Source organism: Desulfosporosinus metallidurans, assembly GCF_001936615.1.
GTDB classification, from domain to species: Bacteria; Bacillota; Desulfitobacteriia; order Desulfitobacteriales; family Desulfitobacteriaceae; genus Desulfosporosinus; species Desulfosporosinus metallidurans.
In genome coordinates this window covers 1-24369 of the sequence record NZ_MLBF01000018.1, presented here as the reverse complement: position 1 = coordinate 24369, position 24369 = coordinate 1, and the positions used below count along the sequence as shown (strand labels likewise).

The 24369-nt window shown below is 40.3% G+C and carries 25 protein-coding genes and 5 pseudogenes; 6 read left to right on the top strand and 24 right to left on the bottom strand.

Annotation, left to right across the window (positions count from 1 at the left end):
• Nucleotides 1-21: 21 nt before the first annotated feature.
• The 3 genes from DSOL_RS12670 to DSOL_RS12660 all read left to right on the top strand — a co-directional run bounded on the left by DSOL_RS12670 (nucleotide 22) and on the right by DSOL_RS12660 (nucleotide 2233).
• The gene (locus tag DSOL_RS12670; RefSeq protein ID WP_075365215.1) at nucleotides 22-825 is read left to right on the top strand and encodes a M23 family metallopeptidase; all 804 of its coding nucleotides are present in this window, start codon (nucleotides 22-24) and stop codon (nucleotides 823-825) included.
• A 149-nt stretch (nucleotides 826-974) separates the two neighbouring features.
• Nucleotides 975-1952, top strand: coding sequence for a D-alanyl-D-alanine carboxypeptidase family protein (locus DSOL_RS12665; protein ID WP_075365214.1), 978 nt, complete (start codon nucleotides 975-977; stop codon nucleotides 1950-1952).
• A gap of 38 nt (nucleotides 1953-1990) precedes the next feature.
• Nucleotides 1991-2233 (top strand): hypothetical protein, encoded by a 243-nt coding sequence (locus DSOL_RS12660; protein ID WP_075365213.1) that lies wholly within the window; start codon nucleotides 1991-1993, stop codon nucleotides 2231-2233.
• Between the two features lie 216 nt (nucleotides 2234-2449).
• On the opposite strand, the gene DSOL_RS12655 is transcribed toward DSOL_RS12660, so the two are convergent.
• Together DSOL_RS12655 and DSOL_RS12650 are read right to left on the bottom strand one after the other, a co-directional pair.
• Entirely contained in the window at nucleotides 2450-2767 is a 318-nt protein-coding gene (locus DSOL_RS12655; RefSeq protein WP_075365212.1) for an AzlD domain-containing protein, read from the bottom strand.
• The gene (locus DSOL_RS12650) at nucleotides 2760-3482 is read right to left on the bottom strand and encodes an AzlC family ABC transporter permease (RefSeq protein ID WP_075365211.1); all 723 of its coding nucleotides are present in this window, start codon (nucleotides 3480-3482) and stop codon (nucleotides 2760-2762) included. Before DSOL_RS12650 ends, DSOL_RS12655 begins: the two co-directional genes overlap by 8 nt.
• A gap of 288 nt (nucleotides 3483-3770) precedes the next feature.
• Here DSOL_RS12650 and DSOL_RS12645 point away from each other — a divergent pair, with 288 nt between their 5' ends.
• Nucleotides 3771-4136, top strand: coding sequence for a PhzF family phenazine biosynthesis protein (locus tag DSOL_RS12645; RefSeq protein ID WP_235838805.1), 366 nt, complete (start codon nucleotides 3771-3773; stop codon nucleotides 4134-4136).
• A 1441-nt stretch (nucleotides 4137-5577) separates the two neighbouring features.
• On the opposite strand, the gene DSOL_RS12640 is transcribed toward DSOL_RS12645, so the two are convergent.
• The 19 genes and pseudogenes from DSOL_RS12640 to DSOL_RS12545 all read right to left on the bottom strand — a co-directional run bounded on the left by DSOL_RS12640 (nucleotide 5578) and on the right by DSOL_RS12545 (nucleotide 19029).
• Nucleotides 5578-5853, bottom strand: a complete 276-nt coding sequence (locus DSOL_RS12640) for a ParB N-terminal domain-containing protein (protein WP_075365210.1) — start codon at nucleotides 5851-5853, stop codon at nucleotides 5578-5580.
• 1165 nt (nucleotides 5854-7018) lie between these two features.
• The gene (locus tag DSOL_RS12625; protein WP_075365207.1) at nucleotides 7019-7774 is read right to left on the bottom strand and encodes a class I SAM-dependent methyltransferase; all 756 of its coding nucleotides are present in this window, start codon (nucleotides 7772-7774) and stop codon (nucleotides 7019-7021) included.
• 186 nt (nucleotides 7775-7960) lie between these two features.
• On the bottom strand, nucleotides 7961-9577 hold the full coding sequence (locus DSOL_RS12620; protein WP_075365206.1) for a (Fe-S)-binding protein: 1617 nt from the start codon (nucleotides 9575-9577) through the stop codon (nucleotides 7961-7963).
• 83 nt (nucleotides 9578-9660) lie between these two features.
• On the bottom strand, nucleotides 9661-9813 hold the full coding sequence (locus DSOL_RS12615) for an XdhC family protein (protein ID WP_235838804.1): 153 nt from the start codon (nucleotides 9811-9813) through the stop codon (nucleotides 9661-9663).
• 51 nt (nucleotides 9814-9864) lie between these two features.
• Nucleotides 9865-10878, bottom strand: a pseudogene (locus tag DSOL_RS12610) ((Fe-S)-binding protein); the annotation flags it as partial.
• 496 nt (nucleotides 10879-11374) lie between these two features.
• Entirely contained in the window at nucleotides 11375-11563 is a 189-nt protein-coding gene (locus DSOL_RS12605; protein ID WP_075365205.1) for a ferredoxin, read from the bottom strand.
• 74 nt (nucleotides 11564-11637) lie between these two features.
• Nucleotides 11638-11748, bottom strand: coding sequence for a DUF5320 domain-containing protein (locus tag DSOL_RS27960; RefSeq protein WP_170871505.1), 111 nt, complete (start codon nucleotides 11746-11748; stop codon nucleotides 11638-11640).
• A 716-nt stretch (nucleotides 11749-12464) separates the two neighbouring features.
• Nucleotides 12465-12911 (bottom strand): hypothetical protein, encoded by a 447-nt coding sequence (locus DSOL_RS12600; protein ID WP_075365204.1) that lies wholly within the window; start codon nucleotides 12909-12911, stop codon nucleotides 12465-12467.
• A gap of 123 nt (nucleotides 12912-13034) precedes the next feature.
• Nucleotides 13035-13391 carry a NifB/NifX family molybdenum-iron cluster-binding protein gene (locus DSOL_RS12595; RefSeq protein WP_075365203.1) on the bottom strand — a complete coding sequence of 119 codons (357 nt, stop codon included), beginning with the start codon at nucleotides 13389-13391 and terminating at the stop codon, nucleotides 13035-13037.
• Nucleotides 13392-14036, bottom strand: a pseudogene (locus DSOL_RS12590) (P-loop NTPase).
• Between the two features lie 12 nt (nucleotides 14037-14048).
• Complete coding sequence (locus DSOL_RS12585; RefSeq protein WP_075365202.1) at nucleotides 14049-14885, bottom strand: 4Fe-4S binding protein; 837 nt, start codon at nucleotides 14883-14885, stop codon at nucleotides 14049-14051.
• Nucleotides 14885-15097: pseudogene (locus DSOL_RS12580) on the bottom strand (nucleotide-binding protein); the annotation flags it as partial. The pseudogene DSOL_RS12580 and the gene DSOL_RS12585, both read right to left, overlap by 1 nt.
• Before the next feature lies 1 nt (nucleotide 15098).
• A pseudogene (locus tag DSOL_RS12575) lies at nucleotides 15099-15468 on the bottom strand (NifB/NifX family molybdenum-iron cluster-binding protein).
• Nucleotides 15465-15863: an iron-sulfur cluster assembly scaffold protein gene (locus tag DSOL_RS12570; RefSeq protein ID WP_075365200.1), complete on the bottom strand. Its 399-nt coding sequence runs from the start codon at nucleotides 15861-15863 to the stop codon at nucleotides 15465-15467. The pseudogene DSOL_RS12575 and the gene DSOL_RS12570 overlap by 4 nt, the downstream one beginning before the upstream one ends.
• Entirely contained in the window at nucleotides 15860-16240 is a 381-nt protein-coding gene (locus tag DSOL_RS12565) for a DUF134 domain-containing protein (RefSeq protein WP_075365199.1), read from the bottom strand. Before DSOL_RS12565 ends, DSOL_RS12570 begins: the two co-directional genes overlap by 4 nt.
• A gap of 64 nt (nucleotides 16241-16304) precedes the next feature.
• On the bottom strand, nucleotides 16305-16547 hold the full coding sequence (locus tag DSOL_RS12560) for a DUF5320 domain-containing protein (protein WP_075365198.1): 243 nt from the start codon (nucleotides 16545-16547) through the stop codon (nucleotides 16305-16307).
• A 431-nt stretch (nucleotides 16548-16978) separates the two neighbouring features.
• On the bottom strand, nucleotides 16979-17353 hold the full coding sequence (locus DSOL_RS12555; RefSeq protein WP_083642532.1) for an MOSC domain-containing protein: 375 nt from the start codon (nucleotides 17351-17353) through the stop codon (nucleotides 16979-16981).
• 197 nt (nucleotides 17354-17550) lie between these two features.
• On the bottom strand, nucleotides 17551-18036 hold the full coding sequence (locus tag DSOL_RS12550) for an MBL fold metallo-hydrolase (protein WP_075365197.1): 486 nt from the start codon (nucleotides 18034-18036) through the stop codon (nucleotides 17551-17553).
• Nucleotides 18037-18588: 552 nt separating this feature from the next.
• Complete coding sequence (locus DSOL_RS12545; protein WP_075365196.1) at nucleotides 18589-19029, bottom strand: DUF134 domain-containing protein; 441 nt, start codon at nucleotides 19027-19029, stop codon at nucleotides 18589-18591.
• 142 nt (nucleotides 19030-19171) lie between these two features.
• On the opposite strand from DSOL_RS12545, the gene DSOL_RS12540 reads away from it, so the two are divergent.
• Nucleotides 19172-20824 carry an FAD-dependent oxidoreductase gene (locus DSOL_RS12540; protein WP_075365195.1) on the top strand — a complete coding sequence of 551 codons (1653 nt, stop codon included), beginning with the start codon at nucleotides 19172-19174 and terminating at the stop codon, nucleotides 20822-20824.
• 721 nt (nucleotides 20825-21545) lie between these two features.
• Here DSOL_RS12540 and DSOL_RS12535 read toward each other — a convergent pair.
• The 3 genes from DSOL_RS12535 to DSOL_RS12525 all read right to left on the bottom strand — a co-directional run bounded on the left by DSOL_RS12535 (nucleotide 21546) and on the right by DSOL_RS12525 (nucleotide 23697).
• Nucleotides 21546-22289: an RHS repeat protein gene (locus DSOL_RS12535; RefSeq protein WP_075365194.1), complete on the bottom strand. Its 744-nt coding sequence runs from the start codon at nucleotides 22287-22289 to the stop codon at nucleotides 21546-21548.
• Nucleotides 22286-22759, bottom strand: a complete 474-nt coding sequence (locus DSOL_RS12530) for an RHS repeat protein (protein ID WP_075365193.1) — start codon at nucleotides 22757-22759, stop codon at nucleotides 22286-22288. Before DSOL_RS12530 ends, DSOL_RS12535 begins: the two co-directional genes overlap by 4 nt.
• Before the next feature lie 434 nt (nucleotides 22760-23193).
• Nucleotides 23194-23697 (bottom strand): RrF2 family transcriptional regulator, encoded by a 504-nt coding sequence (locus DSOL_RS12525; RefSeq protein ID WP_075365192.1) that lies wholly within the window; start codon nucleotides 23695-23697, stop codon nucleotides 23194-23196.
• Between the two features lie 218 nt (nucleotides 23698-23915).
• Between DSOL_RS12525 and DSOL_RS12520 the strand changes: the two are divergent.
• Nucleotides 23916-24291 (top strand): annotated as a pseudogene (locus DSOL_RS12520) (pyridoxamine 5'-phosphate oxidase family protein).
• Nucleotides 24292-24369 lie beyond the last annotated feature (78 nt).

Genomic DNA, 24369 nt, shown 5'->3' with positions numbered 1-24369 from the left:
TACATAGGAGAGTGGGGAACTATGAAAAATCCCAAGAAATCTTTATCTAGGTTTAAACGAGGAGTTATACAGTTCAGCTTTCTCTTTCTTATGGCTCTAGCGGCCTGGAAGGGGCTTCACCGTCTGCCCTCCGTTGCGCCAGACGTCTATCCCTATTTAAGTACAATGTCGACCGAACTGGTTGAGCAGTGTATACTTGAAAATGGAAAATCACCTACAATTTCCTGGGAGGATCTTTTAGCAATACGCTCGTCGCTTTCGGAAAGAGATGCCCGACCGCTAATTGAGCAACTTCGTAATCATGTTCCTTTCTCTGATTTAAACTGGGTATCGCTACCACCGAGTCTGCTTAAAACCGTTCGACGTCATAGGGAAATTTTAAATCATTATACGTTTTATCACCCGAATACGTATAGATTTCCTGTGTCTGGAACGACGTGGTTTGAAAATAGTTTCGGTGCAGATCGTGAAGGGGGACTACGAAAGCATGAAGGGACCGATTTATTTGGAAAAGAAGGGACTCCCATTGTGAGTATCTGTGGGGGGAAAATCGAGCAATTAGGGTGGAATCGACTGGGGGGAGAGCGAGTGGGTGTGCGTGGTGACGACGGTAATTATTATTATTACGCACACTTACAATTCATCTCTCCATCACTCGTAAAAGGGAATCGAATCGAAGCAGGAGATTTCGTTGGAAGCATGGGGAATACTGGAGATGCAATAACAACACCAGACCACCTTCATTTTGGAATTGAATTGCCGAATGGACAATGGATCAATCCCTATCCTTTTTTGAAGGTATGGCAATATTGGTCCAATTTGTAAATTGGGGTAACCAACACCACGTTCTCGCTATAAACTTGCACCAAACTCTGAGATTCGTTATAATAACGTTGTTTGTACACAGTGCTTAATAATCTGGACACTTAGAGACAATCTGCTTTGTCTTTATCTTAGCAAAGAGGGGTTATTCTTTGAACTATTTTCCGCGACGTTTATCAGTGTTGAAACTCTTAATTTCATCCGTAATTGGAGGCATTTTACTACTTGCCGGATTTCACTATTTAACAACTTCCACTCTAGGTAAGGGCATTGATTTAGCTGAGGCTAATCCAAATACATCTAATACAAATGCACCGTCTCCAGAACTTTCAGCTGCGCAATCTGAAAGCTATGTGCTTATGGATCCACACACTTCTCAAATTCTAAGATCAAACAATGCCGATATACAACGTGCTCCGGCCAGTACTACAAAACTTCTCACTGGACTTATCGTGCTAAAAACTTTAAAAGAAACAGATATGGTGACCGTCGGCAAAGAAGTGTCTATTGATGGTTCTCGACTTGGGCTCAGCCCTGGAGATGAAATCTCTGTCCACGACCTTTTGACTGCGCTCTATGTGCATAGTGCCAATGATGCCGCAGCGGCTCTTGCGGTAAAAGTAAGTGGTTCTATCAGTGCCTTTGCCGAAGAAATGAACAATTATGCGGCTACTCTTGGGTGTCAACATAGCCATTTTACCAATCCTCACGGAATGCCTGACCCAGATCACTATACCACCGCCAATGATCTTAGCAAAATTGCTAGTCTATTTCTCAAGAATGAACAACTTATGAACTATGTCAAAGAACCACGTGCCCGTGTTCAATGGAAAGACGCTCGAGGAACTATGCATTACGCAGAAGTGCAAAACACGAATGAACTCCTTGGAGTCTATCCTGGAGACCAAGGGATAAAAACAGGTACTACCACAGAAGCGGGGGAGTGCCTTGTATCCTATGTCACAAGACCCGATGGGGATTTGTTACTCATCCTGTTAGGTAGCAAACAACGTTATAAGGACACTGTCAAATTATTAGATGAGGGTTGGGCTGAGCAACGTTCAAATGCTGCGCTGCGAGGTCTGGCTGAAGACCCTAGATCGCTACTTTCTGGGCCAGGAATTTTTTAACCTTAGCAGTGAATTAATTTATCTGGAGGGTAAAGAACTTGAAAAACCTTGGTGAACCATGCGTATTAGAAGATCGTTCCTGTACTGAATGCGGCGAATGTGATCTTTGTGATCTTGATCCAACAAAGCAATGTGATAATTGCTGCCAATGTATTAAAACTCCTGAGGGTGACTATGCGGAAATTGAGATCGATGATATTTTATTGAACACAGAAGATCAGAGCAAAAGTCATGCTAAAGGACATAGCAAAAAATATAAACTAAACAATAAAAATAAGTGATAAGCTGGGGATATTTTCAAGGCGCTTTTTGTGTGAACATAAACGATGAGGGACGTCACAAAAGTATGGAATAATACTAGTCTTGATTGGTAAAGAGGCAGGACATGGCCAAAGTGGTGGCACCAAACAACATGCCATATTAGGTTAATAGACCGTAAAAGCGACCAGTATGGTCGCTTTCGTGTTTTTGTATGGCTTTTGAAGAAAGTAAGTTATCTAAAATAACTTCAGGACAAACATAATTGACATTCCGATACCCAAGGTGGCAATAATATTACGGCTCTTATAAGCCACAATAGCAGCAACGATGCCCGCAATCATGTAGTGATTGTTTAAACTAATATCCAAATATCCCTTGGGTAAAAGTAATGACGGTACAATTAAGGCTGTCAATATGGCAACTGGGACATATTTTAACCATCTGTTTAACCAAGTTGGTACCCCTGTAAACCGGAACAATACGAGAGCACCGATTCTGGTAAAATAAGTAACTAAGGCCATCCCTATAATAATGTAAAAAACTTCACTACGCATGTTCGCTATCCCCCTCTAATAAGCCCCCTATTAAGCTGGCTGTAAGGCAGGCGATAATAATATACCACTTACCGGGTAAATACAGGGCAGCAAATACTGAAACCACTGCAGCCATACCGAATACAATTAAACTGATGCGGTCGGCCAACAGCGGTATCAGCAATACCAGAAAAGTTGCCGGCATGGCAAAATCAAGCCCCCAAGTTAAGGGATCGGAAATGTAGCCACCTAAAACTACCCCGGCTACAGTAGACAAAACCCAAACTAGATAAAGCACAGTACTCACGGTCAATTGATAGAGCACACTGTATTTGGCCTTGTGAATTCGGCTAATGGTCAGGGCATAGGCTTCATCGGTCAAAAGGAATGCCAGAAGTGCTTGAAGGGGAAACGGCAGTTTAATCATATAGGGCGCCAAGGATGATCCCATGATCAAGTGGCGCAAGTTTACCAGTAAGGTAGTAAGTATAATAATTCCCCAGCCCGTTATGCCTGCACCCAGCATGGTAATCCCAATGAACTGTGACGCACCGGCAAAAACAAAGACAGACATTAGAATAGTTTCTACGCCGGACATTTTTGCTGTAAGCCCCATTATCCCGCAGGTAATCCCAAAGGGCACTACTCCGAGCACCACTGGAGTGCACTCGCGGAGTGCCACCCATGCTTCTTCCGCTAGTTCGTTCTTACCTGAGAGGAGATTTGATAGCTGCATAATCATTCCACCTACTTCTAACCACCTACTTCTAATATTTCTTAAATCTTAACGAGTGGGGAAAACATTGTAAATATCCAATTGCATAGATATAATAAAAATTGGATACAAAATAAGGAGAAATGCTAAATGGACATATCCAAATATCTGAAATTAAATTCCATACTATGAGTGGAGTGTTGGAAATATCAAAGGAAGGTAGCCTATTGTCAATGATATTTCCCTCCAGAGAAGGAGAAAGATGCGAGGCTCCCGAGGCACTTGTTAAGGGTCTGGGCAAGAAGCCAATTGAAGTTTACAAGTCAAGAGACTATATGGCGGTTTGAAACTGAACAAGATATACTGAATCTGGAATTGAATATGGACGAACTGAAAAAACTGGATGCATTTGCTGTAAATGCTACAGCGAGGGGTAATAAAGTAGATTTTGTATCGAGATTTTTTGCCCCAAAGGCGGGAGTGGATGAAGACCCAGTAACGGGCTCTGCTCATTGTACGTTGGTCCCTTATTGGAAAAAGAAATTAGGCAAGAATGAGTTTGTGGTATTACAATTATCGGAAAGAGGAGGAAAGCTCTACTGTACTGATTTAGGTGAAACTGTAAGAATGTCTGGGGAAGCAGTGACTTATTTAGAAGGATATATCAATGTATAGATATATCTAATATGTGTGGAAGGGTATAATAAATTGGCTGAAGTAGACACTAAAAGGGGTTGTCTTGTGTTGGTATAGAAATGAGCTTAACAGATTATCAGTAAAGCCCGAAACTGAGGAATTCCAAAGGAAAATCAATGAAGTACTAATTACGAACTTTTGTGTCAAAAAGTCGGTGGAGTACAAAATACAAACTTTATATAAACTTTTGTGACACCCGTCAGATGACGAAGAAGAGGGAGAACTTTATATAATATATTGGGTCCGATAATAGATATTATGTAAAGTAGAGTATTTTATACCATGGGGGAGTAGTGCTATAATAGCCCAATAACTTGATTTTGCCAACATCAAGTTATTGGGCTATTATTTTTGAATGGGTTCTTCAAATTTTTGTAGAACCTGGTGCATCTCGAACATGTTGTTGAATTTGTTTTTTTACTCCTAACATCAATTGGTACGGTTTTATGTAGTTAGATTAATTTCTACCAAAACTATAAAGTGTTCGATAAGAGTTTGTTTACTCCTAACCAATCATAAAACCAGTCTCTAGGAGCCTCTATAAGGCTTTAACGATATGAGCCTAGTATGATTCCATCTAATCTACGAGACCCATGGCCATAGAGCTTAATAAATCGCTAAGGCCAAATTTCACGAATGAGACAATTCCAGGGCATTTCAATAGCAATGTTGCCCGATTAGTCGATGATGATTGGGACTTGTACAAGCGAAGATTTAACCTTTTTACTAAGGCCACTTCTGTCGCATTTCAACTATGCGTTAAAATACTCTTTAGTGCATAGTTGATTTTTGTAATTTTTTTTTAATAAAACATTTCGAGAATATCAAATACTTATACACTACCTTGTTTTTTGAGTTCATCGACGGAAGTTTGGATATAATCAAATTTCGTGCTTCACATTAAGCGTCTGGATAATACTGTATTTCTGTATCATCCCCTTCCCCCCATTTGCAATTTATTAAACTTCTTTTGTCACAAATAATCTATGTCCGCTCCATTACCTCAAACTAAATATACATGACCTATTTTGTAGTTCATGTATGGCCTCCCCTCTTCATCACTGTATTCAAATCAGCCTTCATGGGAAAAGCATCAACTTAGAGCTACACATGCTATGGATAGCACTAATGGATACGCTTCGTCTAAAAGATACCATAAGTATCTTAAGGTCAACTTTTTCACGATCAGTAAAAGTATACCAGGTCTGAGTGCTTGAGACATCATGAGTCTAGGGCATGAAGCTACGGCAAGCAGCCTGTACAATATTTTCCGTTGTACTATCCCGTGGAAAAAAACGAATTAGCTTGTTATCACGAGATTTAAGCGAAAATTCGTCTGGAATAAAGACACGGGTGTAGGAAGATTGATCTTCCTACACCCGTGTTTCAAGTTTGTCAGTCAGTCCGTCCGTCCGTCCTACTAGGTAGCTTCTGGTGCCTCTAAGCATTCCATCACCACCGCCCGAACTGTACTCTGACGCATCTGGGTAATGACCATTCGTTCGCATTCACCAGCTATGATATGGTAATGCCCATCATCACAACGGCGCACTACTAAAGGGTGGATGAGTCCATACTCTCGAATTGCCTTCTCACTACGTTCCATTTCCCGATTGCCTACCGAGATTGCGAGAACATTGTTACCCTGGATGGCTTTTACCGGGATTTCTTCAAGTTTACTACGCGATATATCCATCGCTACACCTCCTTAGCCTTAAATTAACAAGGAACTTGGTGCAGCGCTCTATTTTACAAAAATATTAGGCAAGTTTGCCTATACAAGAAAGTGATCGGTATCTGTAAAGTATTGATACGCTAACCAACTGCCGAATTCTGGCGGAGCCCTCAGCACAGGCTCAAGGAGTCCGATTAATTGTTCGGCCAACACGCACTTCAGCTTATCCAAATGTTTGCGAGGGACAACCCTAGAAGTGGTTGAACCCTAGTCATTGATGATCTGAGCCCCATACTGAATAAGGTAGGGCAAGATCGGATAAAGCTTTGGCAAAAACCGACAAAGGGTGGAGTGGCTGAAGGTTGTTAGCCCAAAGACTTTGATTACTTTTTGGGCGGTTGATCGCATACTTTCACCGCTGGAGAGATACCAGGCTACAGCATAAAGAGCCGAATTTTCCATCAGTATTTTTATATTACCGTCGTGGTCCCCAAGTTATTGAGCGCAAAAAGAAAAAAGACCACTTTGTGGTCTCTGATTGAATGAGCGTTGGGTGCCATTATGGCATCCTTTGAAATGAGCGAATCCAGTCTGACATAAGCTTTAATAACTCCGAATTTGATACACTTTTGAAATCGGTATAAATCCCAGTGACATCAATGCTTTGACTGTGGCAGAGGCTAAAGTGCTGGTGGAGATCCGTAATTTAAGGGATCTAACGAGATATAGGAAGAAACTCCTTCAGGAATTCATAAGGTTCTGCAAGACGCCAATATCAAAATGACAACCTATATTACCGATATCTTCGGTGTCTCTGGACGAAATATTTTAGAATGTCTTCTTACAATATATTGCTTACCAAGGAGCCATACAAGGAATTAGGCACAGAATATTTAGCAGAACGCGAACGCGAAAAGGAACAACGGGTTATTCGGCAGCTTCAATTAAAAGGATATCAAGTTTCGAATAAGGGATATTCAAATCCCAAAGTGGTTCTCGGGCATCCCTATGTGTCTTTGATACTTAATTTATAAAGAACGGACACGGATTTTAACGCCGGGGAGACTTATTTTCGTAAGAAAAACGCCCCAGTTTACCAAGACGTCACCCCGGCAGGTTATTGCGAGGGTAGAAATGATTTGCTCAAGCAGGAGGGACTGGGAAGAGTTGTTGCGATGTGCCCACCTCAATTTTTGGTTGCTAAAATCTCAAAACGATAAGTGGTTATGTAATCATCACAGAAAGGATAGCGGATTTTACCCTCTGCAGACAAGCTGTTGAGTATTCGGAAGATTTCTTCTCGACTGTTTTGTTCAGTTCCCATCCTGTCGAACCACCGTGGTAATTCATACTGTTCTTTTAGCAGAGAAGTATGATCTATAGTCAAGGGTAGTTCCTTTAATAATTGATGCCATAAACGTGGCGAATAAGAGCACTGGTGTGAACTATCTCTTAATAACTCAATACGATTAATTTCTTTTTCCGGTTCCTCCCCGTCAAAAACCGAGCAATCGAGAATGTAAAACTTGCCACCTGGCTTTAATACCCTACACATTTCCCTGAGGGCCCGTTTCACATCGGAAAAATGATGGACAGCAAACCTTGATGCAACAATGTCAAATCGACTGTCTGAAATATTAAAGTTATGGACATCTTCCGTCCTAAAAGCAATATTACTAATACTCTCTTGTTTTGACGCCATTTCCGCCTCAGCCAACATTTCTGGCGAAATATCAATTGCAACCACCCGGTTAACGTATTTAGCTAACGCAATCGCGGTATGCCCTCCCCCTGTTGCAATATCTAAAGCAATATCGTCTGAAGTAGGCTTTATAAGATTAATCATTCTTTCAAGATCCACTGGATTACCATGAGTAGTACTTAATCTATATTTCGAAGCTCTTTGTCCAAAGTTCTTCCGAACCTCATTCTGATTGCCCATTCTTATCCTCCTTGTAAGATAAGTACATATACTCACCCCCGGAGATACCAGTAACACGAAGTCTATATAAACTGCTACCGAGTCTACACTTGGTTTGATCAAGAATTTTCAACATTAAACTTTCGGGTTATTATTTATGGCCTTATACATGTGGAAATTCCATTTTTAAAATTTTAAGTACAATAACTATTCTTCTAAAAATTCCATAAAAGGTTTTTTCATACTAATAAGTGCATTTACCATAAGTTCTACTAAACCACCATACTGAACATTAAATTTGGACGTCGCCTCGTAGAACTCCAGAATGTCTCGAATAGCTCCTTTACAATTAGAACAAGGTGCGCATACATATTTAGGAGTGCAAACATCGTCCATACTACCCTGAAAGGCTCCAAGGATCTGGTTAAACTTCATGCGAGAACTAACTTTGTTTCTCCATTCAGAAAAATTAAGGGAATTCGTGATGGCGAACCCACCACCACCACCACAGCAGTAATTGTCGACTCCATGCGGTGTCATTTCCCTAAACTGAGGACAAATAACTTTTAGGACATTCCGTTGAGGTTCAACGATCCCCATTCCTCGAACATAATTACAAGGATCATGAAGCGTCACAGGAAAGTTATTTTTACTGTAATCTAACTTTAACCGTTTGCTCTCCACTAAATCCCAAAGAAGAGGCAGACAGCTTTCCACTGGAACTTTAGCATCGCCATTCACAATACGATCACCCACAATCATTGCAGCCTTATGGGCATGGCCACACTCCGCAATGACGATTCGGTTGACTCCTAAATCTTTGGCTACTTTCATCTGCATCGTGGCTAGCGTTTTTGCTTGAAAATCATCATACCAGATGCCGTAGTTAACATTGTCATAGCCTGCGATTTCACTACTGAGTGTCCAATTCAAACCTGCCTCTTCGAAGAGAATGGCAAAAGCAATTGGGTTTTCTGGCCAGGCCATATACTCGCCTGCATTATGGATCAGGAGGATATCGGCACCTTTTTTGTCCATCGGAAATTTGATCTTCAGGCCAAACTTCTCTTCAATATCTTCTTCTAAAAATTCTATCGTATCTAAGAAAGCAGGTTTGGTAACTCCCGTAGACGAACCTGTCTTTATCTGAAGCATTGTACCTTTTGTATGCAGAGGAAGTGGAGCAATGCCCATCTCTTGGCTGAAGATCTTACGAATCTCTTTCGCGAGAATGGAGTTATCTAAGCCCAGTGGACAGGTCTGAGCACAACGACGGCAAAGATTACAACGATAGGCTAATTCCCCCAGTCGAGCAATCGTTTCCCAGTTCACATCAATATCTGCTCCGACAGAACGGCCAAACAGCTTTCCACTTGTAGTAAAATACTTCTTGACAATCTTTCGAAGAACTTCAGAGCGGAAAATTGGACGGTATAACTCGTTGTTCCCTGACGCTTTGTAGATATGACAAGCAGCTGAACATGTATCACATTTTGCGCAATATTCAAATGACAATAAGAACGGTTCGAGTATTCCATTGTTGGCATCAGAAAAGCTCTTCTCTAAACCCTTGAGGAACTTCCGTACAAATTCATCTTCTTCCTCTTTCGTTTTTGGGCGGGTTAAGGTATCGAGACCAACGTAGCCATCTAACGAAGTACAAAATTTTTCCTTCCAGGCAGGCTTAGGATCCGTTAATGGGGGTTCCATTCCGGGTTTATCATAGGGCGGAAATAATGGCATTAGCTGTTCGGGATCAAGTTTGACCAGTTGCTCCTCCGATCGCCCCATATCCTTTGGACGTAAATCTTTTTGATTTATCATACTCAGCTCTCCTCTTTCCACAAAGTTAACTCAATTCGTATGATGATCGTATTTTATTTACCTCCCTTCTAACAGAAATAATCTCAGCCAGAATACTTTATAGCAATTTCGGATGGTGTTTGGGCGTTTATATTTAAACCAATTGGGGCTCTTAAACGTGCTAGATTTTGTGAAGTATAACCTGCCTCTTGCAATTTTCTCACAATAGTTGATACTTTTTTTGTACTGCCAAGCATATCCACATATTTGGTTGAGAATGTAATTACTACTGGTGAAATGGAAATAATTCAATGAAAATATTGTTTCTCCTCATCTACTAAACCTAATGCAACTTCTATTAATGCAGTGAGATGCATCATTTTCATACCAATCTTGTAATGCTTATTCATGTCAACAAACTGGTCCATACAGTTATGGCAAGGGATGCACCCAATTTTCGCACCTGTAGCCACTAATTGATCAACTTTAGGTTTGGCTTTAACCATACGCATTGCTTTAGTTTCAGCTACGGCACCCGCTCCCCCGCCAGCTCCACAACAAAGGTTATACTCCCTGTTAGGAAACATTTCGCGAAAATCCATTACAGTATTACTCAACACATAGCGCTGAGGCTCAACAATCCCCTCTTTACGAACCATATTACAGGGATCATGTAGGGTTACTGGGATTGTATTTCTGGTCTTATCTAGTTTTAATGTGCCGTCTTTAATCCAATCGGCATACAACTCGACTATGCTGCGTATAGGGAACTGTTTCCCTTTCCAGTAATCACGCGCAAACACTCTGGTCGATCGGAAAGCATGGCCACATTCTGTGACAATAATTTCCTTAGGATTTAGCCTCTCAGCTTCTTCAAACATCGGGCGTGAAATTGCATCGAATTCATCGTTTTTACCTGTGAACAAGCAAATATTAGTAGCATCCCAGCGCTTAGAGCTGATCGTAAAGTTTGCTTTGGCCGCGTGGAAAACATTTAAAATACTTTGCAGATCAGCTGGATAATGTTTAATCTCCCGAGCATTGAATCCAAAGAAGAAATCTGCATTAGGAACATCTAAAGGAATCTTATAAGTCGGATCTTTCAGATCTTCCTGCATCATTTCTTCAATCCATTCTAATGTCTCATCATAATCAATTTGTTCGACACCCATCTGGTTACCTGTCCGCATATGATCATCAGCAATAACTTGCAAATGACCAGGCGGCATTGCCACTTTTCCTCGAAAGGCTCTCGTGAGCGCGTTTATGTTCACTCCCATTGGGCATTCCACGGTACATCGATTACACATTGTACAATTCCAGTTCGCTCTTGAGAGTAATATTTTTGCCCTCTTTTTTATAGGACATAAGTTTTTCATACTAAGAAAAAAAGTAGGACTTTGATTCAAATGCCTGAAAAAAAGAATGCACCTCTTTTCCCAAATAAGTATCCTTTACAACAACCGAAATCCAGCTTTGTAATACATGTCCGCCACTTTTTGCCGCCAGTAGCGAAGCATTAATTGCTCTAAAGCACTTTGAGAATAATCCGGCGTCATATCAATGTTTCTTTGACAAACATCTTCCGAAACATATCGCCATGCACATGAATACCCTTATCGATATGTTCTGCAAACATCTGTGCCAAGAAGATTTATGATCGGATAGTTTCTGAAAGAGGTTTCAATGGCTCTAATTCCTCGACTGCTTTGTCGGACACAATCTAGCAAGGAGAACACTCTTCATCAGCACCCTTGAATATGTACTAAAGCGGATAATCATCCGCCTTTTACGGTTTTTTCACTTAATTAGCACTTGCTATTTGATGGTAATACAGTGTGCTGGGCAGCCCTCGGCAGCTTCTTTTGTGGCTTTCTCACACTCACTAGGGACTGGGTTTGTGTAAGCTACTGCTAACCCGTCAGCCCCCATCTTAAAAACCTCTGGACAGAATTCAGGGCATGATTCACACCCGATGCACTCATCTTGGTCTACTTCAGCAATCATAATGTATCCTCCTCAAAATTATTTTCTCTTTGAACAAAGCCATCACAAAGTTTGTAATCTTTTTTCTCGAATCATTATAAATACTCTGAACAGTTGTGCGTGTGATTTTCATTTGGTCGGCACACTCTGCCTCTTCCGGTCATGGATCCGCGCCCCATTTGACCTGTTCCATCTCTTCCTAGCATCTGAATTACCTCCTTATGGTTATTGGCATATGCCCTTTACAGTTTAAATTATACTATGATTTGAACATATGTCAATTATCATTTTTGATAATTTTCTGTCATTGATTGATTCTTCTTCTAGCACAAAAAACGCCAACTTCAGTGCTATTCTCAGCACCAAGCCGGCAGCCTATTTAATTATATTTGTATTCATTTTTCAGCTCAGCTTTGATAGCAAGCCCACTTTTAACACGAACTCAATGTCGCAGGAGATGCACCAACCTGCTACCTCATCAGCAAAGTATGGAATCAAATACAACTCAATTCCTTCATGACACACTCGGAGGCGATGGGCGCAAGGGGCTTAGTGTCACCACTATAATGTAGTAGGCTAGTTTGGATAAACTGAGGTAGCTTGCTGAAACTGAAATTGCCATTTTTTAACGAGAGCAAGACACCAAAGATAAAATCCGCCAGAATTAATCCGAGAACAGTTATTTTTCAGATTTAAAATTGCCTAAATCATAGTTTCATCCAAGGAAAGCACCTCGATATTAAAAGTTTTTAGACATAAATACCACTTTTAGCCAATATGCAAATTGCAAAGTGAACTCGTTCAGCTAAAGCTGAACATCGCTATTTCGGTGGGGGCCTGTTGAGGAATCTAAAAAAACGGTAACAATAAACTAATATGGTTACCGTTAAATCTACAGGAGTAATATCTTTTAATAAGTCAATTAAAAGTATACTATTTTATCTGCGCCGATTAATGTCTGAGCTGCCAGTGGCAGTTTAACCGGCATAATGAAGTCTTCCATTTGGGATGTGTCTTCAAGATTTTTGGAAATACCATCAATAACATTAAATGTAGCACATGAAACGATATTTATTCCCAATTGATCTTCAACAAAACGAGCCATTAATTCAAGATTATCTGGAAGCGCATCCTTAGTTACACCATCCAGCTGACTAGCGACTAATTCTTTAAGATCATCAGTTAATTTGAGGGTTGCTAGCTTGCCCTTTTTAGACATTTCTACTCCATAAGGTCCATAATATACAGTCACATTTTCAATCTTGGCAATATGCTTGGACATAAAAGCTACTACATAAGAAGCATACTGATTGTATGGCTTATCCATACCACTGTTAACTATGATTAATAGATTTTTAATATTTTCCATTTTTGTCCTCCTTCGAATATCTGATATTACTCCTTAGATAAATCTAAACCATCATTGAAAGGTTCTTTGAGCAGCAAGACCTACTCCGGCATCATATCAAACATCGTAAGCTGATCTCCTCATTTAATTTCCACATTCATCATGATGCTGATGCTCGTGACAAACAGAGCCGGTAGATTTAAGCGTACCCTTTAAATAGCTAGTTGCTGCAGCTTCAGCACTTCCTTGAGCACCTGTAATAACCTCAATACCTTTTTCGTTGAAGATGTTAATAGCGCTACCACCCATGCCCCCAGCAATAACAACATTAACTCCCATATCGTTTAAGAAATTAGGTAAAAAGCCAGGCTTATGTCCGGGGTTTGGTACGGATTTACTCTTAACAATTTGATTGTTTTCTGCTTCAAAAATATTGAAACTCTCACAATAACCAAAGTGTTCTGTAACCATTCCATTCATACTTGCCACTGCAATTTTCATTTACTTTTCCTCCATTTTTTCTAAAATATTTGCTATATTATCAAGCCAATCACCGTCAAAAAGTTCAATCAAACCTTTATCACAGGTTGTTGCAATTTTAGGATCAATTGGCATCTTGGCAAGAATATCTATGTTGAGTTTTTGAGCGATTTCCTCAATATGGCTATCACCAAATATTTTATATTCCTTATCGCAGTCCGGGCATTTGAAATATGCCATATTTTCTTACATCTGTCCAGAATTGCTTAACTGTACCAGCAATAATAGGGCCTCTCCAGATTACAGGGTCTGTGTCATTTTCCAAAAGAAGGTTAATCGACATAATATCGATGCCTGTTTTGCTTTTGATAGGTAATAGACCCAGTTCACTTGCTGTTGCTTTTTTATTTATTCCAAAGGTTTAGTGGACGGTCCTGTAACATCGGCATCCAGAATGGCAGTATTATGGCCTCTTCTGTTCATTGTAACAGCAAGCATCGATGTTACTAGCGATTTACCAACACCGCCTTTTCCGCTAACAATACCAATCACTTTTTTGATACTGCTCAGTTCATGTGGCTTTATGGAAAAATCTATTGGCTTTTCTTTCCTTTCGGCACAATCATCGCTGCAGGTGTTGCAATCTTGATTACAATTTTCACTCATCGGATTCTCTCCTTAACCTAACTTTTCATGAAATAGTATTTTGATAGTTTTATCAAAAATATCTTTTGTAGCGCGCCCTGCTTCGCAATCCATATCAACAATACTCTGCCCCTTATTGATTGAATTTACAGCGTCTGGGTCAAAGGGTATTCTTCCAGCAAAAGGGAGATTGAGTTTTTGGCAAAACGATTCGATTTTATCTGTATTTTCAATGTTAGTATCATATTTATTGATGCAAATGGCGATTCGCGTTTGGAATTTTTCTACGGTTTTAATGATGCGTTCCATATCACTGATTCCCGAAACAGACGGTTCAGCAACAATCAAAACCATATCAACACCACTAATCGAGGCGATCACCGGACATCCTATACCTGGCGATCCATCAATGATTGCAAGCTCAAAGTCTGTAAACACCGCCGACCTCATCTGCTTTTTTACCTCGGTTACCAGCATCCCGGAGTTGCCACTTCCCATTCTAAGTTGAGCAGTAGAAAATACCGTGTTATCTGAATACAACATTAATTCTCCGGCTAAGACTGGTTTTGTGAAAATGGCTCCCACAGGGCAAATAGCTTCGCAAACACCACAGCCTTCACAAGCATAGTCATCAACCTGATAATCAAGACCCACATGTATTGCATCGAAGCGGCAATTTTGTATGCACAAGTCACATTGCACACATAAATTCGGATTTATTACTGCCTTAGGCAATCCATAATAGTTTGATCGTTTGGCTTCCGACGACTGATTCATAACCAAATGCAAATTAGGGGCATCTACATCACAATCTGCATAGGCTCTAGCCTCAGCTAACTTAATAAATGCGCTGGCAATCGTTGTCTTCATTTACGGCAGCCATTACAAAGTTTTTCATTGACAGAAGGAACCTTGATCGAGATTTTTTCTGATTGAATATCCTCCGGCTTGAAAAACAGATGCCCGTTTGGCTCTTCAACGTCACAATCTATATAGATTGATTCCTTTGCTGACGCAGCCAGATTTACAGATATAAGTGTTTTCCCTGTGCCGCCCTTGCCGCTTAGCACAGCTATCTTCATACTATTTGCCTCCGTGACCATGAAATCCGGGATGAATATCTTCCAGCAAAGAGAGCTTTCCCTCATTCAAGGCATCAATATTATCCTTAATAGAATCATTGATCGTCTTATATAGTTTGATATTGGCTGCTTTAATGACCTCTGCAGCGTTCTCGCCACATCGTGGGGTTAGTAAAGCCCTAACATTGTTATCTACAATGGTCTGTGCTGCCTTGATCCCTGCACCACCTTTGGCTAGCTGCTGCGCTATTATCTAGAAATACACTTTCCTTTGATTCCGTATCATAAATAAGGAAATACGGTGCGCGTCCAAAGGATTGACATACACTCGTTTCCATGAATTTGTCGTCTACTGGCATCGCAATTTTCATTGGGAATCCTCCTTGATACGTGTTTTTATTGCTTCGTAATAATTATTGATTGCATTACGCAAGGCACTCACTCCTAGGTTAGAGCAATGTACCTTAGCTTCAGGGAGACCATCAAGAGCCTTGATAATATCCTCTTCTGAGATTTTTAAGGCATCGTCTAAGCTTTTTCCCTTAGCTAATACAGAAGTCATACTGGATGTGGCAATTGATGCACAACAACCAAAAACAAGAAAACTGATCTCTTTAATGCAATTATCCTGTACCTTGATAAATATAGTTAGTGCATCTCCGCATGAAGGATCTCCAAAGCTTCCCTCAGCATCGGCATCCGGCATACTATATGCATTTTGAGGACACATAAAGTGTTCTATCACTTTCTCAGAATAAATAATCACTCACCTCCGTTATCATCTTCCATAAAATCTCTGGCACATCTATGTCTGCGGCAACCACCACTACCACATGATTTTCCATGCCCTTCACAAAGCTTGTAATCTCCGCCCTCGATCCTAAGCATTTTTCCATATATTAGAGACTCTGCGAGTTTTTTTCTTGCATCATTATACATACGCTGAACGGTTGTGCGTGCGATATTCATTTGGTCGGCACACTCTTCCTGTGTAAACCCTTCTAAGTCAATCAGTCGTATCGTTTCATACTCATCAACAGTCATAGTCACAAAATACTCTTGATTAATCGAAGCGTTAAGTGGCCCAAATCGGTCGTTTTCCGGCAAGCAACACACTTTTCTCCATTTTCTTGGCCTTGGCATAATTCGTTCTCCTCTATTTGCGCCAAAAGTAACAGGAGCGTCCCCCTGCCACTTTTGCGGCCTTTTATAAGCTCTGTAATTGCTTGCTTATGCTATTAAGCTTGCTTTCAAGCAATTCTTTCTGCTCTTGCAGCAATTCTTTTTGTGTTTTGGATACTGTTGGATCTGCTGCAAAATTTCTTCCAAGACCTCTTCTGTGACCTAAGCCAGCACCATAGCCAATAGCATTTGATCCAGCACAAACTCCAAAGCCTCTTCCGCTCATGGCTCCACGTCCCATTGGACCAGTTCCATCTCTTCTTGACATGCTAACTACCTCCTCAGTTATTGACATATGCCCTTTTCGATTTAATAATATCCCAGTTTTGAACATATGTCAAATATTATTTTTGATAATTTTCTGTCTCAGATTGATTCTTCTTCTAGCACAAAAAACCGCCAACTTCATTGCCATTCTCAGCACCAAGTCGGCGGCCTATTTATATTATATTTGTATTCATTTTTCAGCTCAGATTTGATAGCAAAGCCCACTTTCAAACACAAACTCAAAGTCGCAGGAGACGCACCGATCACCCGCTACCTCATCACATATCCCCACACCCACGTTTTCCTAGACTACCCCGGCGGTGTTCGCACAGATATGTGCATCGAGCACGGTTAGGTGGTGAGGAGCGCAAGGGGCTTAGGGTACAACATACTTCTGCTCAGGGGGCTTATCTCAATTTCTTTAGTGTTCCATTAGATTTTCTCGGCAAAATCTCCCTTTTTAATAATCCCACCTGTAATATCTTTGCAAAATAAGCCTTCACTAGGCAAAAGGCTTACACCTAGTGTTCTGGTAACAATACTGGGATGATCCTCTTTGCCAATCTGCGTAACCTCTAAAACCACACTTGAACCCAATTTGAACCTACTACCAACGGACATAATGGAAAAGTTTAATCCATCTATCAAGATATTTTCTGCAAAATCACCAGGACCGGCATTCAACTGATGCTCTTTATTTGCCTTTTGAACACTTGCCCAGTTTAAACAAGTAATCTGCCGATTCCAGTCACCTGCGTGTCCGTCATTTTCAATCCCATAATTTTCTATAACATTGGCTTCCGGCACTTCTCTTTTAAGCTGTCCCCTTTAAGCGCTAATACAAATAGCATAGATCGTACCTTTACTCATCAATATCGCTCCTTAATTTCCGCATTTCATCATGGTGCTGATGCTCATGGCAAACAGATCCGGTTGATTGGAGCATTCCCTGCAAATACTGCTCTGCAACAGTATTCGCGGGGCCTTTTGCTCCGACTATTACTTCATATTATTAATTGACTTCCTGTTGCGAGATACCCGATTTTTTCACCCATAATCTCTTTCAAGATTTTATAGGATTCAAGTCCCGTACAATGGCAGGTGTAATACTTCGAACCTGTATTTTTGAGGTATTCTGTTATCAGTCTGACTATGGCGGGGTCCTCATGCTTATCTGCTGAACGGTTATATAAATGGAACCCTCTAATACCATGATCCGGTGAATCATTACCTGTAGCTCTAAGATGATCAATTATTTTCACGATTCCATTATGGGCGCACCCTGCCACCAGAAGTGTTTTACCGTCCTCTTTTATAATCAGGTTCTGCTCATGTGCAAAATCGTCCTGCACGAGTGATGACTCCAACTTCGTCAAAAGATCCTTGTTGCCTGACGGATTAAGTACAGTGCCTTTCACATTTGAGCACAATTCAAGTTCCTCATCAATGACTATCTGATTACCGACGAAGATAAAGCGATCATTTGGCATTAATCCTTCATCCAAACCAATTGAGGTTTTCTCGATAAAACGGACAGTCCAGAGTTAGTTTTTCCCAAAATCACAGGTTTACGCTAAATTTGGGAAATACCAATGATAACCAATTTAATAATACTCAGCATGGGCAATCCCTCTTCAGTGAGGAGTATGGGGAAATCAAACTTGAATGGAACTCCTCGCTTACACTTTTGCCTGAACAGCAATCTTAAGCTGCCATTTGTAGAAGCCCTACTTGGTTGGGATGGACTGTGAACGTGCCTGTTATTTAACCTTCGACACCCAACAAGTCTAAGGCCTAATAGACGGTAAGCAATTAAACCCCATTAAGCTTAATACTTCGCAATTTGGGTCTTTAACGAGGGTTTTTATATGTCTAATACCCCCTCTCCGGTTTTTCAAACCAATAAATAGTTGTTGGGTATAACCTACATAATTTCGGTAAAAAATCGGTATTTTCTGGGTAACAGAAGGAAAATATGATTTATATTATATGTAACAATTGTCGCTTACGGTGAACCGCCAAGCAGAGTAGAGCAACTCATGTCATCTCTCACATTGGGTAATACATTGCTTTTTATTACACACGACCCTATTTGAACCACAGTGATTGCACACAGGCCCGTGTTCCTCATAGGATGTTTTCGTTTCATTCCCACAGGAAATACATTTGAAATTACAGACATTTTTGGTGTAATGTCCGCCTCCGATAGTGATCGCTCTATTTTCTATGAGTGCTGTTACTACCTTCTTCCTTGCCTCATCGATAATATTTTGAAAGGTTTGTCTGGAAATCTGCATCCTAACAGCACACTCTTCTTGGTTGAGTTCTTCTATATCCTTTAGCCTCATTGCTTCTAATTCTTCAATTTTAAGTTGAACCTCTTCAATTTCCTCAAAGCAGCCACATTTTCCCTTTGGACATGGCGCAAAATATCTATTCTCGGGAATATACTCAACCCTTCTCCATTTAACTGGCCTAGGCATAGGATTCTCCTTTCGCTTGATCTGCTGTGATTATATCACAAATGAGAATAACATGGTTATTGTCAAATGCCAATAACCATGTTATTATTTTCATAAGTTCAGTAAACTTGGTTAAATCTATTAGTTGAAGGAGAAGTCTGTGATGGGCAAAAAGGTACTAATTGTTGGTGGAGTTGCTGGAGGAGCCAGCGCTGCAGCACGCTTGCGCCGTTTAGATGAAGAGATGGAAATCATTATTTTTGAGCGTGGAGAACATATTTCATACGCTAACTGCGGCTTACCGTATTATGTTAGCGGAGTCATCGCTGAACGGGATGCTCTTCTAGTGCAAACGCCTGAAGGTATGCGAAAACGCTTTGGAATTGATGTGCGAATCTATAGTGAGGTCACCCGCATTTTTCCTGAAGAAAAAGTCGTCGAAGTCCAAGAAGCCTATGGCAAGCTCTATCGAGAATCCTATGACCAATTGATACTTTCTCCAGGAGCAGCTCCGCTTCGTCCGCCGATTCCCGGGATCGACGATATTCAGGCCCTTGTCGTGCGTAATGTCACAGATATTGATCAGATTAAACGATATATCGATGAGCAGCAACCGCAAACAGCAGCCGTAGTAGGCGGCGGTTTTATTGGCTTGGAAATGGCTGAAAATCTCCAGGCAAGAGGAGTAACTACAACGATTATAGAAATGAGCAATCAGGTCATGGCTCCTCTGGATTATGAAATGGCCGCAATTCTCCATGAGCAAATTTTTAACAAAGGGGTCAACCTCATTTTGGAAGACGGGGTAAAATCCTTTGCTAAAAAGGAAAATAAGACCATCATTACGCTCCAAAGCGGCGAGCAAATTCAAGCTGATTTAACAATCTTAGCCATTGGTGTAAAACCTGAAATCAAATTAGCTAAGGAAGCCGGACTGACGATCGGGGACTTGGGTGGAATAAAAGTTAATGAAAGACTACAAACGTCAGACCCTAATATTTTCGCTGTTGGCGATGCCATTGAGGTAAAACACTTAATAACTGGACAAGCGGCGCTCTTACCACTAGCTGGACCTGCCAATAAGCAAGGCCGCATCGTTGCCGACGTTATTGCTGGGCGGGATAGCCAGTATAAAGGTACCCAGGGAACTTCTATTGCAAAAGTTTTTGATTTAGTGGCAGCGTCGACCGGCACGAATGAAAAAATGCTCAGCAAATTAGGAATTCCTTATGAAGTATCATTTACTCACTCCAGTTCCAATGCTGGGTATTATCCTGGATCAACAAGATTATCCATTAAACTTATCTTTGAACGAAGTGGCGGTCGAATCCTGGGTGCCCAAATAGTCGGATCTCAGGGTGTCGATAAACGAATCGATGACATCGCTGGGGTAATCCGTCGCCAAGGCACTGTATATGATCTCCAGGAACTCGAGCTGGCCTATGCTCCTCCCTTTTCATCGGCTAAAGATCCGGTTAACATGGCCGGCTACGTGGCAGAAAACATTATCAATAGAGATGTTCGTACTATCCATTGGCATGAACTAAAAAAAATTAATGCGAAAGATATATGTATCATCGATGTACGGACCGAAGAAGAACGAAAAGGTAAATTTATTCTTGGTTCGCTGCATATACCGATCGATGACCTTCGCAGCCGCTTATCGGAACTTCCCCAAAATAAGGATATCGTGGTTTACTGCGAGATCGGGTTACGCGGCTACTTAGCTTATCGAATTTTAACTCAACACGGATTTACCCAAGTTAAGAATTTAAGTGGAGGCTGGGTCACTTATTATCCAGCTGTTTTTGGATAAGGTTTTAACAATTTACCAGAAAAGAATCCTTAGATGCCATTTGTCAGACATTTCTGGGATTCTTTTTAATGTTAGCAAAGTTATTTGACTTTAATATTGGATTCGAGAGCAAGCTCACTCGAGCAGTGAGCCGTTTCGCTGAGTATTATTTCAATAAGTCGGTATAATCCCGCATTCGCAAGCGTCAATTGTTACTTCTAGCATCTAACCGATTGTTTGGCGTAAAGCTGTTGGGGACATCCTCTGATACCATGAGGTCAACCTTCGATTCAAAAAACATAACCTCTCTTTTTCGAAAGACTTAAACCTCAGATTCTAATATCTGGTGACTTTGCCGAATTGCATAGTACCTTCGGTATTTATCAAGCTAGCTCTTTGTGTACCCCTTTGCTCACATTTAGTACATTTTCTACATTTGTTAAACTCCCAAATTACGAACTTTTGGTTTTAGCTTCCCCTTTATATACTGTAACACCACCACGCTATTCGGACTTAGATCGCAGAAATAATCCATGGTAAAACTAAGCCTGCCAGAACGTTAAAGAACAACGTCCCGGCAGACTTATCTTCATCTTAACTTTTTTATTGGCCCCCTTTATGCTACAGCAGTCTGATAAATATCCACAGCAAAAATTGCCAACACTACTGGAAACAATTACATATAGCTTACTAATTTTGCAAAGTAGTTCTTTCTCATTTCTCCCTCTCTTTCTGTCTGATTTTAACAGAAAGTTAGGGCTGAGATAAACTTTAAAAACTCCGAATTTGATACACTTTTGTAATCGATATAAATACCAGTAAAATCGACTTGGTAGAGGCTAAAGTGCTGATCGGTTACCGTTAGAACATTACCATTATTGTCATACGTGTAGGAAACCGTTCCCGTTGGGTCAGTTAAGCTGGTTAAGCGTCCGGCATCATCGTACTGATAATTGGTTACCTGTCCCCGTCCATTTGTCTGTTCGGTTTTTAAGTTCAGTGCGTTATAGCCATAGGTCTTACTGCTGCCGATCGCCGTTGTCTCTTTGATTAACCTACCAATAAGATCATAGTCATAGACCGTCTCATTATTGTTGGGATCAATGGTCGTCTTAATATTTCCGCCAGCATCAAAGGTCTGTGTGCTTTGCCCTTGTAATGGGTCAACAACTGAGATCACTCTACCAAGTTGATCATAATTCAGAGAGGTTTTGTGGTTAAGGGCATCGATGGTAACCAAGCGGTTGAGACTGTCATAACTGATCGTTGTAACATTGCCAAGAGCATCGGTTACCGTCAATGGTTTGCCCGTGGCGTCATAAGTTGTTGAAACAATCTTATTACCTAAGGCATCGGTAATTCCTACGATATGGCCTTCATTGTCGTATTGTGTTGTTTCGGTATGACCAAGTGCGTCGGTTGTTTCAATCAAGCGACCGGATGCATCATAGGTCATGGTGGTCGCATTGCCTTTAGCATCGATCACCTTAGTAACGTGCCCTTCTCGTCATATTGATATTGTGTTTTATGATTGAGCGCATCGGTAACACTGCTTAGTTTTCCGTTGGCATCATAGGTATTCGTTGTAGTTTTTCCTAAGGCATTGGTTTCGGTGATCAACCTTCCTACGTTATTGTAAGCATAGGTTGTCGTTTGATTGGCCGCATCTGTTTCCGTTAAGACTTTGCCATTTTGATCATAGGTATAGGTTGTTGTACCTTTTCCTGGTTCAGTTTTAGTCAGGACATTTCCTTTTTTATCGTAGGTATAACTGGTCGTATTACCTGCGGGGTCTTGTACTGATACGACTCTTCCTGTTGGATCATAGGTTGTGAGCGTTGTAATTTCAGTTGTCCCATCATATACAATTTTATTGACAACTCGTTCTTCATTATCGTAGACATAACTCGTCTTATGCCCCATGGGATCCATCGACGGAAGTTTGGATTTAATCATATTTCCTGTTTAACATTAAGAGTCTGGATAATACTCTACTTGTGTATCATCCCCTTCCCCCCATTTGCAATTTATCAAACGACTTTTGTCACAAATAATCTGTGTCTACTCTATACCTCAGACTTAAATATTCATGACATATTTTGTAGTTCATGTATGGCTTCCCCTCTTCACCATTGTACGGTATAACCAGCTTTCATGTGATAATCATCAACTTAGAGCTACACATGCTATGGATAAAATGCGAAGCTCTGTTCTACGCTTCATAAGAATAATGCGACGTAGCGAATTAAGTTTTAATGCTACAAAAAAGCCACACCAATTTATTGTGCTGTTCTCCGTAATTTGAATGTTCGTCTCGACAATTCAAAGACACGCATATTAAACAATCGTTTTGGAGAAATCTGATGTGGCAATTTTATGCTTCTTAAATTTTATCGCGATTTAGTATTATTGAACCATTCAATCGTTGCTTTTCCATGCTCTTCAGGAATCTTGTTACTAACTTGTTCATGAAGCCATCCTAAAGTCTTATTGTTCAAATACTGTCTCATCTGGTCTTCTGCTTCTACCATTACAACTTTTATCAAGCAAGGACATTTTGTATATGTATCAGGTAAATTATTTTTATCTAACAATATCTCATTTTGTCTAATCTCTGCACATTGAAATAATGGAGTCGTCCCTTCTACCGCTTCAACTATATTCCAAAAGGTTATGCTTTCTGGAATACGTGCTAACTCATAGCCCCCATTAACACCTGGAATTGACTTCACAATCCCGGCTTTCCTTAATTTTGTATATACTTTTGATAAATAAGTTTCTGAAACTCCCTGAAATGTCGCTAAATCTTTAATTCCAACAGCCTTTCCTGATGGAATATCTACCATATATAATAAACAATGTAATGCATACTCTACTCCTATGGAAAATTGCAATACAATCCACCTCCTAAATAATAAAGTCCCCACATAATACTTAATTATTTTTTGTCGATATAACATGATTCAATAGTAGATAATAATTATCTTTAATATATATTGACTTTTTTATAAAGTCAATATATATTAAAGATAGATAATGCATATCGACGATATATCTTGTATCTTATTAAGATTTGTATTGTTAATTAATTTTTTTAGGGGGAAATATACAAATGCTTACAGAAAAGTTTTTTGATGATACTAAAAAAGGAAGGTGTAGTTTCAATAGTGTCATGGGGGATAGATGAACCGCATGTGGTTAACACTTGGAACTCATATTTAGAGGTAACATCTGATGAAAGAATTTTAATTCCTGCATATGCAATGCGTAGAACAGAAAAAAATGTAAATCAAAATAATAAAGTAAAGATCGCTTTGGGTAGTAAAGAAGTTTTGGGTTATAAAGATTACCAGGGAACAGGCTTCGTGATTGAAGGTACTGCAAAATACCTTGAGTCAGGTTCAGAATTCGATATGATGAAAGAAAAGTTCTCTTTTTTAACTAGAGTGTTAGAGATAACAGTTACATCAGCAAAGCAAATGCTTTAAATGTTGTTGTTTTCTGGTGTTGTATTTTCTTAAATAATTTTTAACCCAACTGACAAAAAAACCTTTGCGATATATTAC

What these genes read in the sequence shown, in the direction of transcription:
- DSOL_RS12670 (WP_075365215.1), top strand. Translation starts at nt 22, where the DNA reads ATGAAAAATCCCAAGAAATCTTTATCTAGGTTTAAACGAGGAGTTATA.
- DSOL_RS12655 (WP_075365212.1), bottom strand. Translation starts at nt 2,767, where the DNA reads ATGCGTAGTGAAGTTTTTTACATTATTATAGGGATGGCCTTAGTTACT.
- DSOL_RS12650 (WP_075365211.1), bottom strand. Translation starts at nt 3,482, where the DNA reads ATGCAGCTATCAAATCTCCTCTCAGGTAAGAACGAACTAGCGGAAGAA.
- DSOL_RS12640 (WP_075365210.1), bottom strand. Translation starts at nt 5,853, where the DNA reads ATGGATATATCGCGTAGTAAACTTGAAGAAATCCCGGTAAAAGCCATC.
- DSOL_RS12625 (WP_075365207.1), bottom strand. Translation starts at nt 7,774, where the DNA reads ATGGGCAATCAGAATGAGGTTCGGAAGAACTTTGGACAAAGAGCTTCG.
- DSOL_RS12620 (WP_075365206.1), bottom strand. Translation starts at nt 9,577, where the DNA reads ATGATAAATCAAAAAGATTTACGTCCAAAGGATATGGGGCGATCGGAG.
- DSOL_RS12615 (WP_235838804.1), bottom strand. Translation starts at nt 9,813, where the DNA reads ATGCTTGGCAGTACAAAAAAAGTATCAACTATTGTGAGAAAATTGCAA.
- DSOL_RS12605 (WP_075365205.1), bottom strand. Translation starts at nt 11,563, where the DNA reads ATGATTGCTGAAGTAGACCAAGATGAGTGCATCGGGTGTGAATCATGC.
- DSOL_RS27960 (WP_170871505.1), bottom strand. Translation starts at nt 11,748, where the DNA reads ATGCTAGGAAGAGATGGAACAGGTCAAATGGGGCGCGGATCCATGACC.
- DSOL_RS12600 (WP_075365204.1), bottom strand. Translation starts at nt 12,911, where the DNA reads ATGGAAAATATTAAAAATCTATTAATCATAGTTAACAGTGGTATGGAT.
- DSOL_RS12595 (WP_075365203.1), bottom strand. Translation starts at nt 13,391, where the DNA reads ATGAAAATTGCAGTGGCAAGTATGAATGGAATGGTTACAGAACACTTT.
- DSOL_RS12585 (WP_075365202.1), bottom strand. Translation starts at nt 14,885, where the DNA reads ATGAAGACAACGATTGCCAGCGCATTTATTAAGTTAGCTGAGGCTAGA.
- DSOL_RS12565 (WP_075365199.1), bottom strand. Translation starts at nt 16,240, where the DNA reads ATGCCAAGGCCAAGAAAATGGAGAAAAGTGTGTTGCTTGCCGGAAAAC.
- DSOL_RS12560 (WP_075365198.1), bottom strand. Translation starts at nt 16,547, where the DNA reads ATGTCAAGAAGAGATGGAACTGGTCCAATGGGACGTGGAGCCATGAGC.
- DSOL_RS12550 (WP_075365197.1), bottom strand. Translation starts at nt 18,036, where the DNA reads ATGCCAAATGATCGCTTTATCTTCGTCGGTAATCAGATAGTCATTGAT.
- DSOL_RS12545 (WP_075365196.1), bottom strand. Translation starts at nt 19,029, where the DNA reads ATGCCTAGGCCAGTTAAATGGAGAAGGGTTGAGTATATTCCCGAGAAT.
- DSOL_RS12540 (WP_075365195.1), top strand. Translation starts at nt 19,172, where the DNA reads ATGGGCAAAAAGGTACTAATTGTTGGTGGAGTTGCTGGAGGAGCCAGC.
- DSOL_RS12530 (WP_075365193.1), bottom strand. Translation starts at nt 22,759, where the DNA reads ATGATTAAATCCAAACTTCCGTCGATGGATCCCATGGGGCATAAGACG.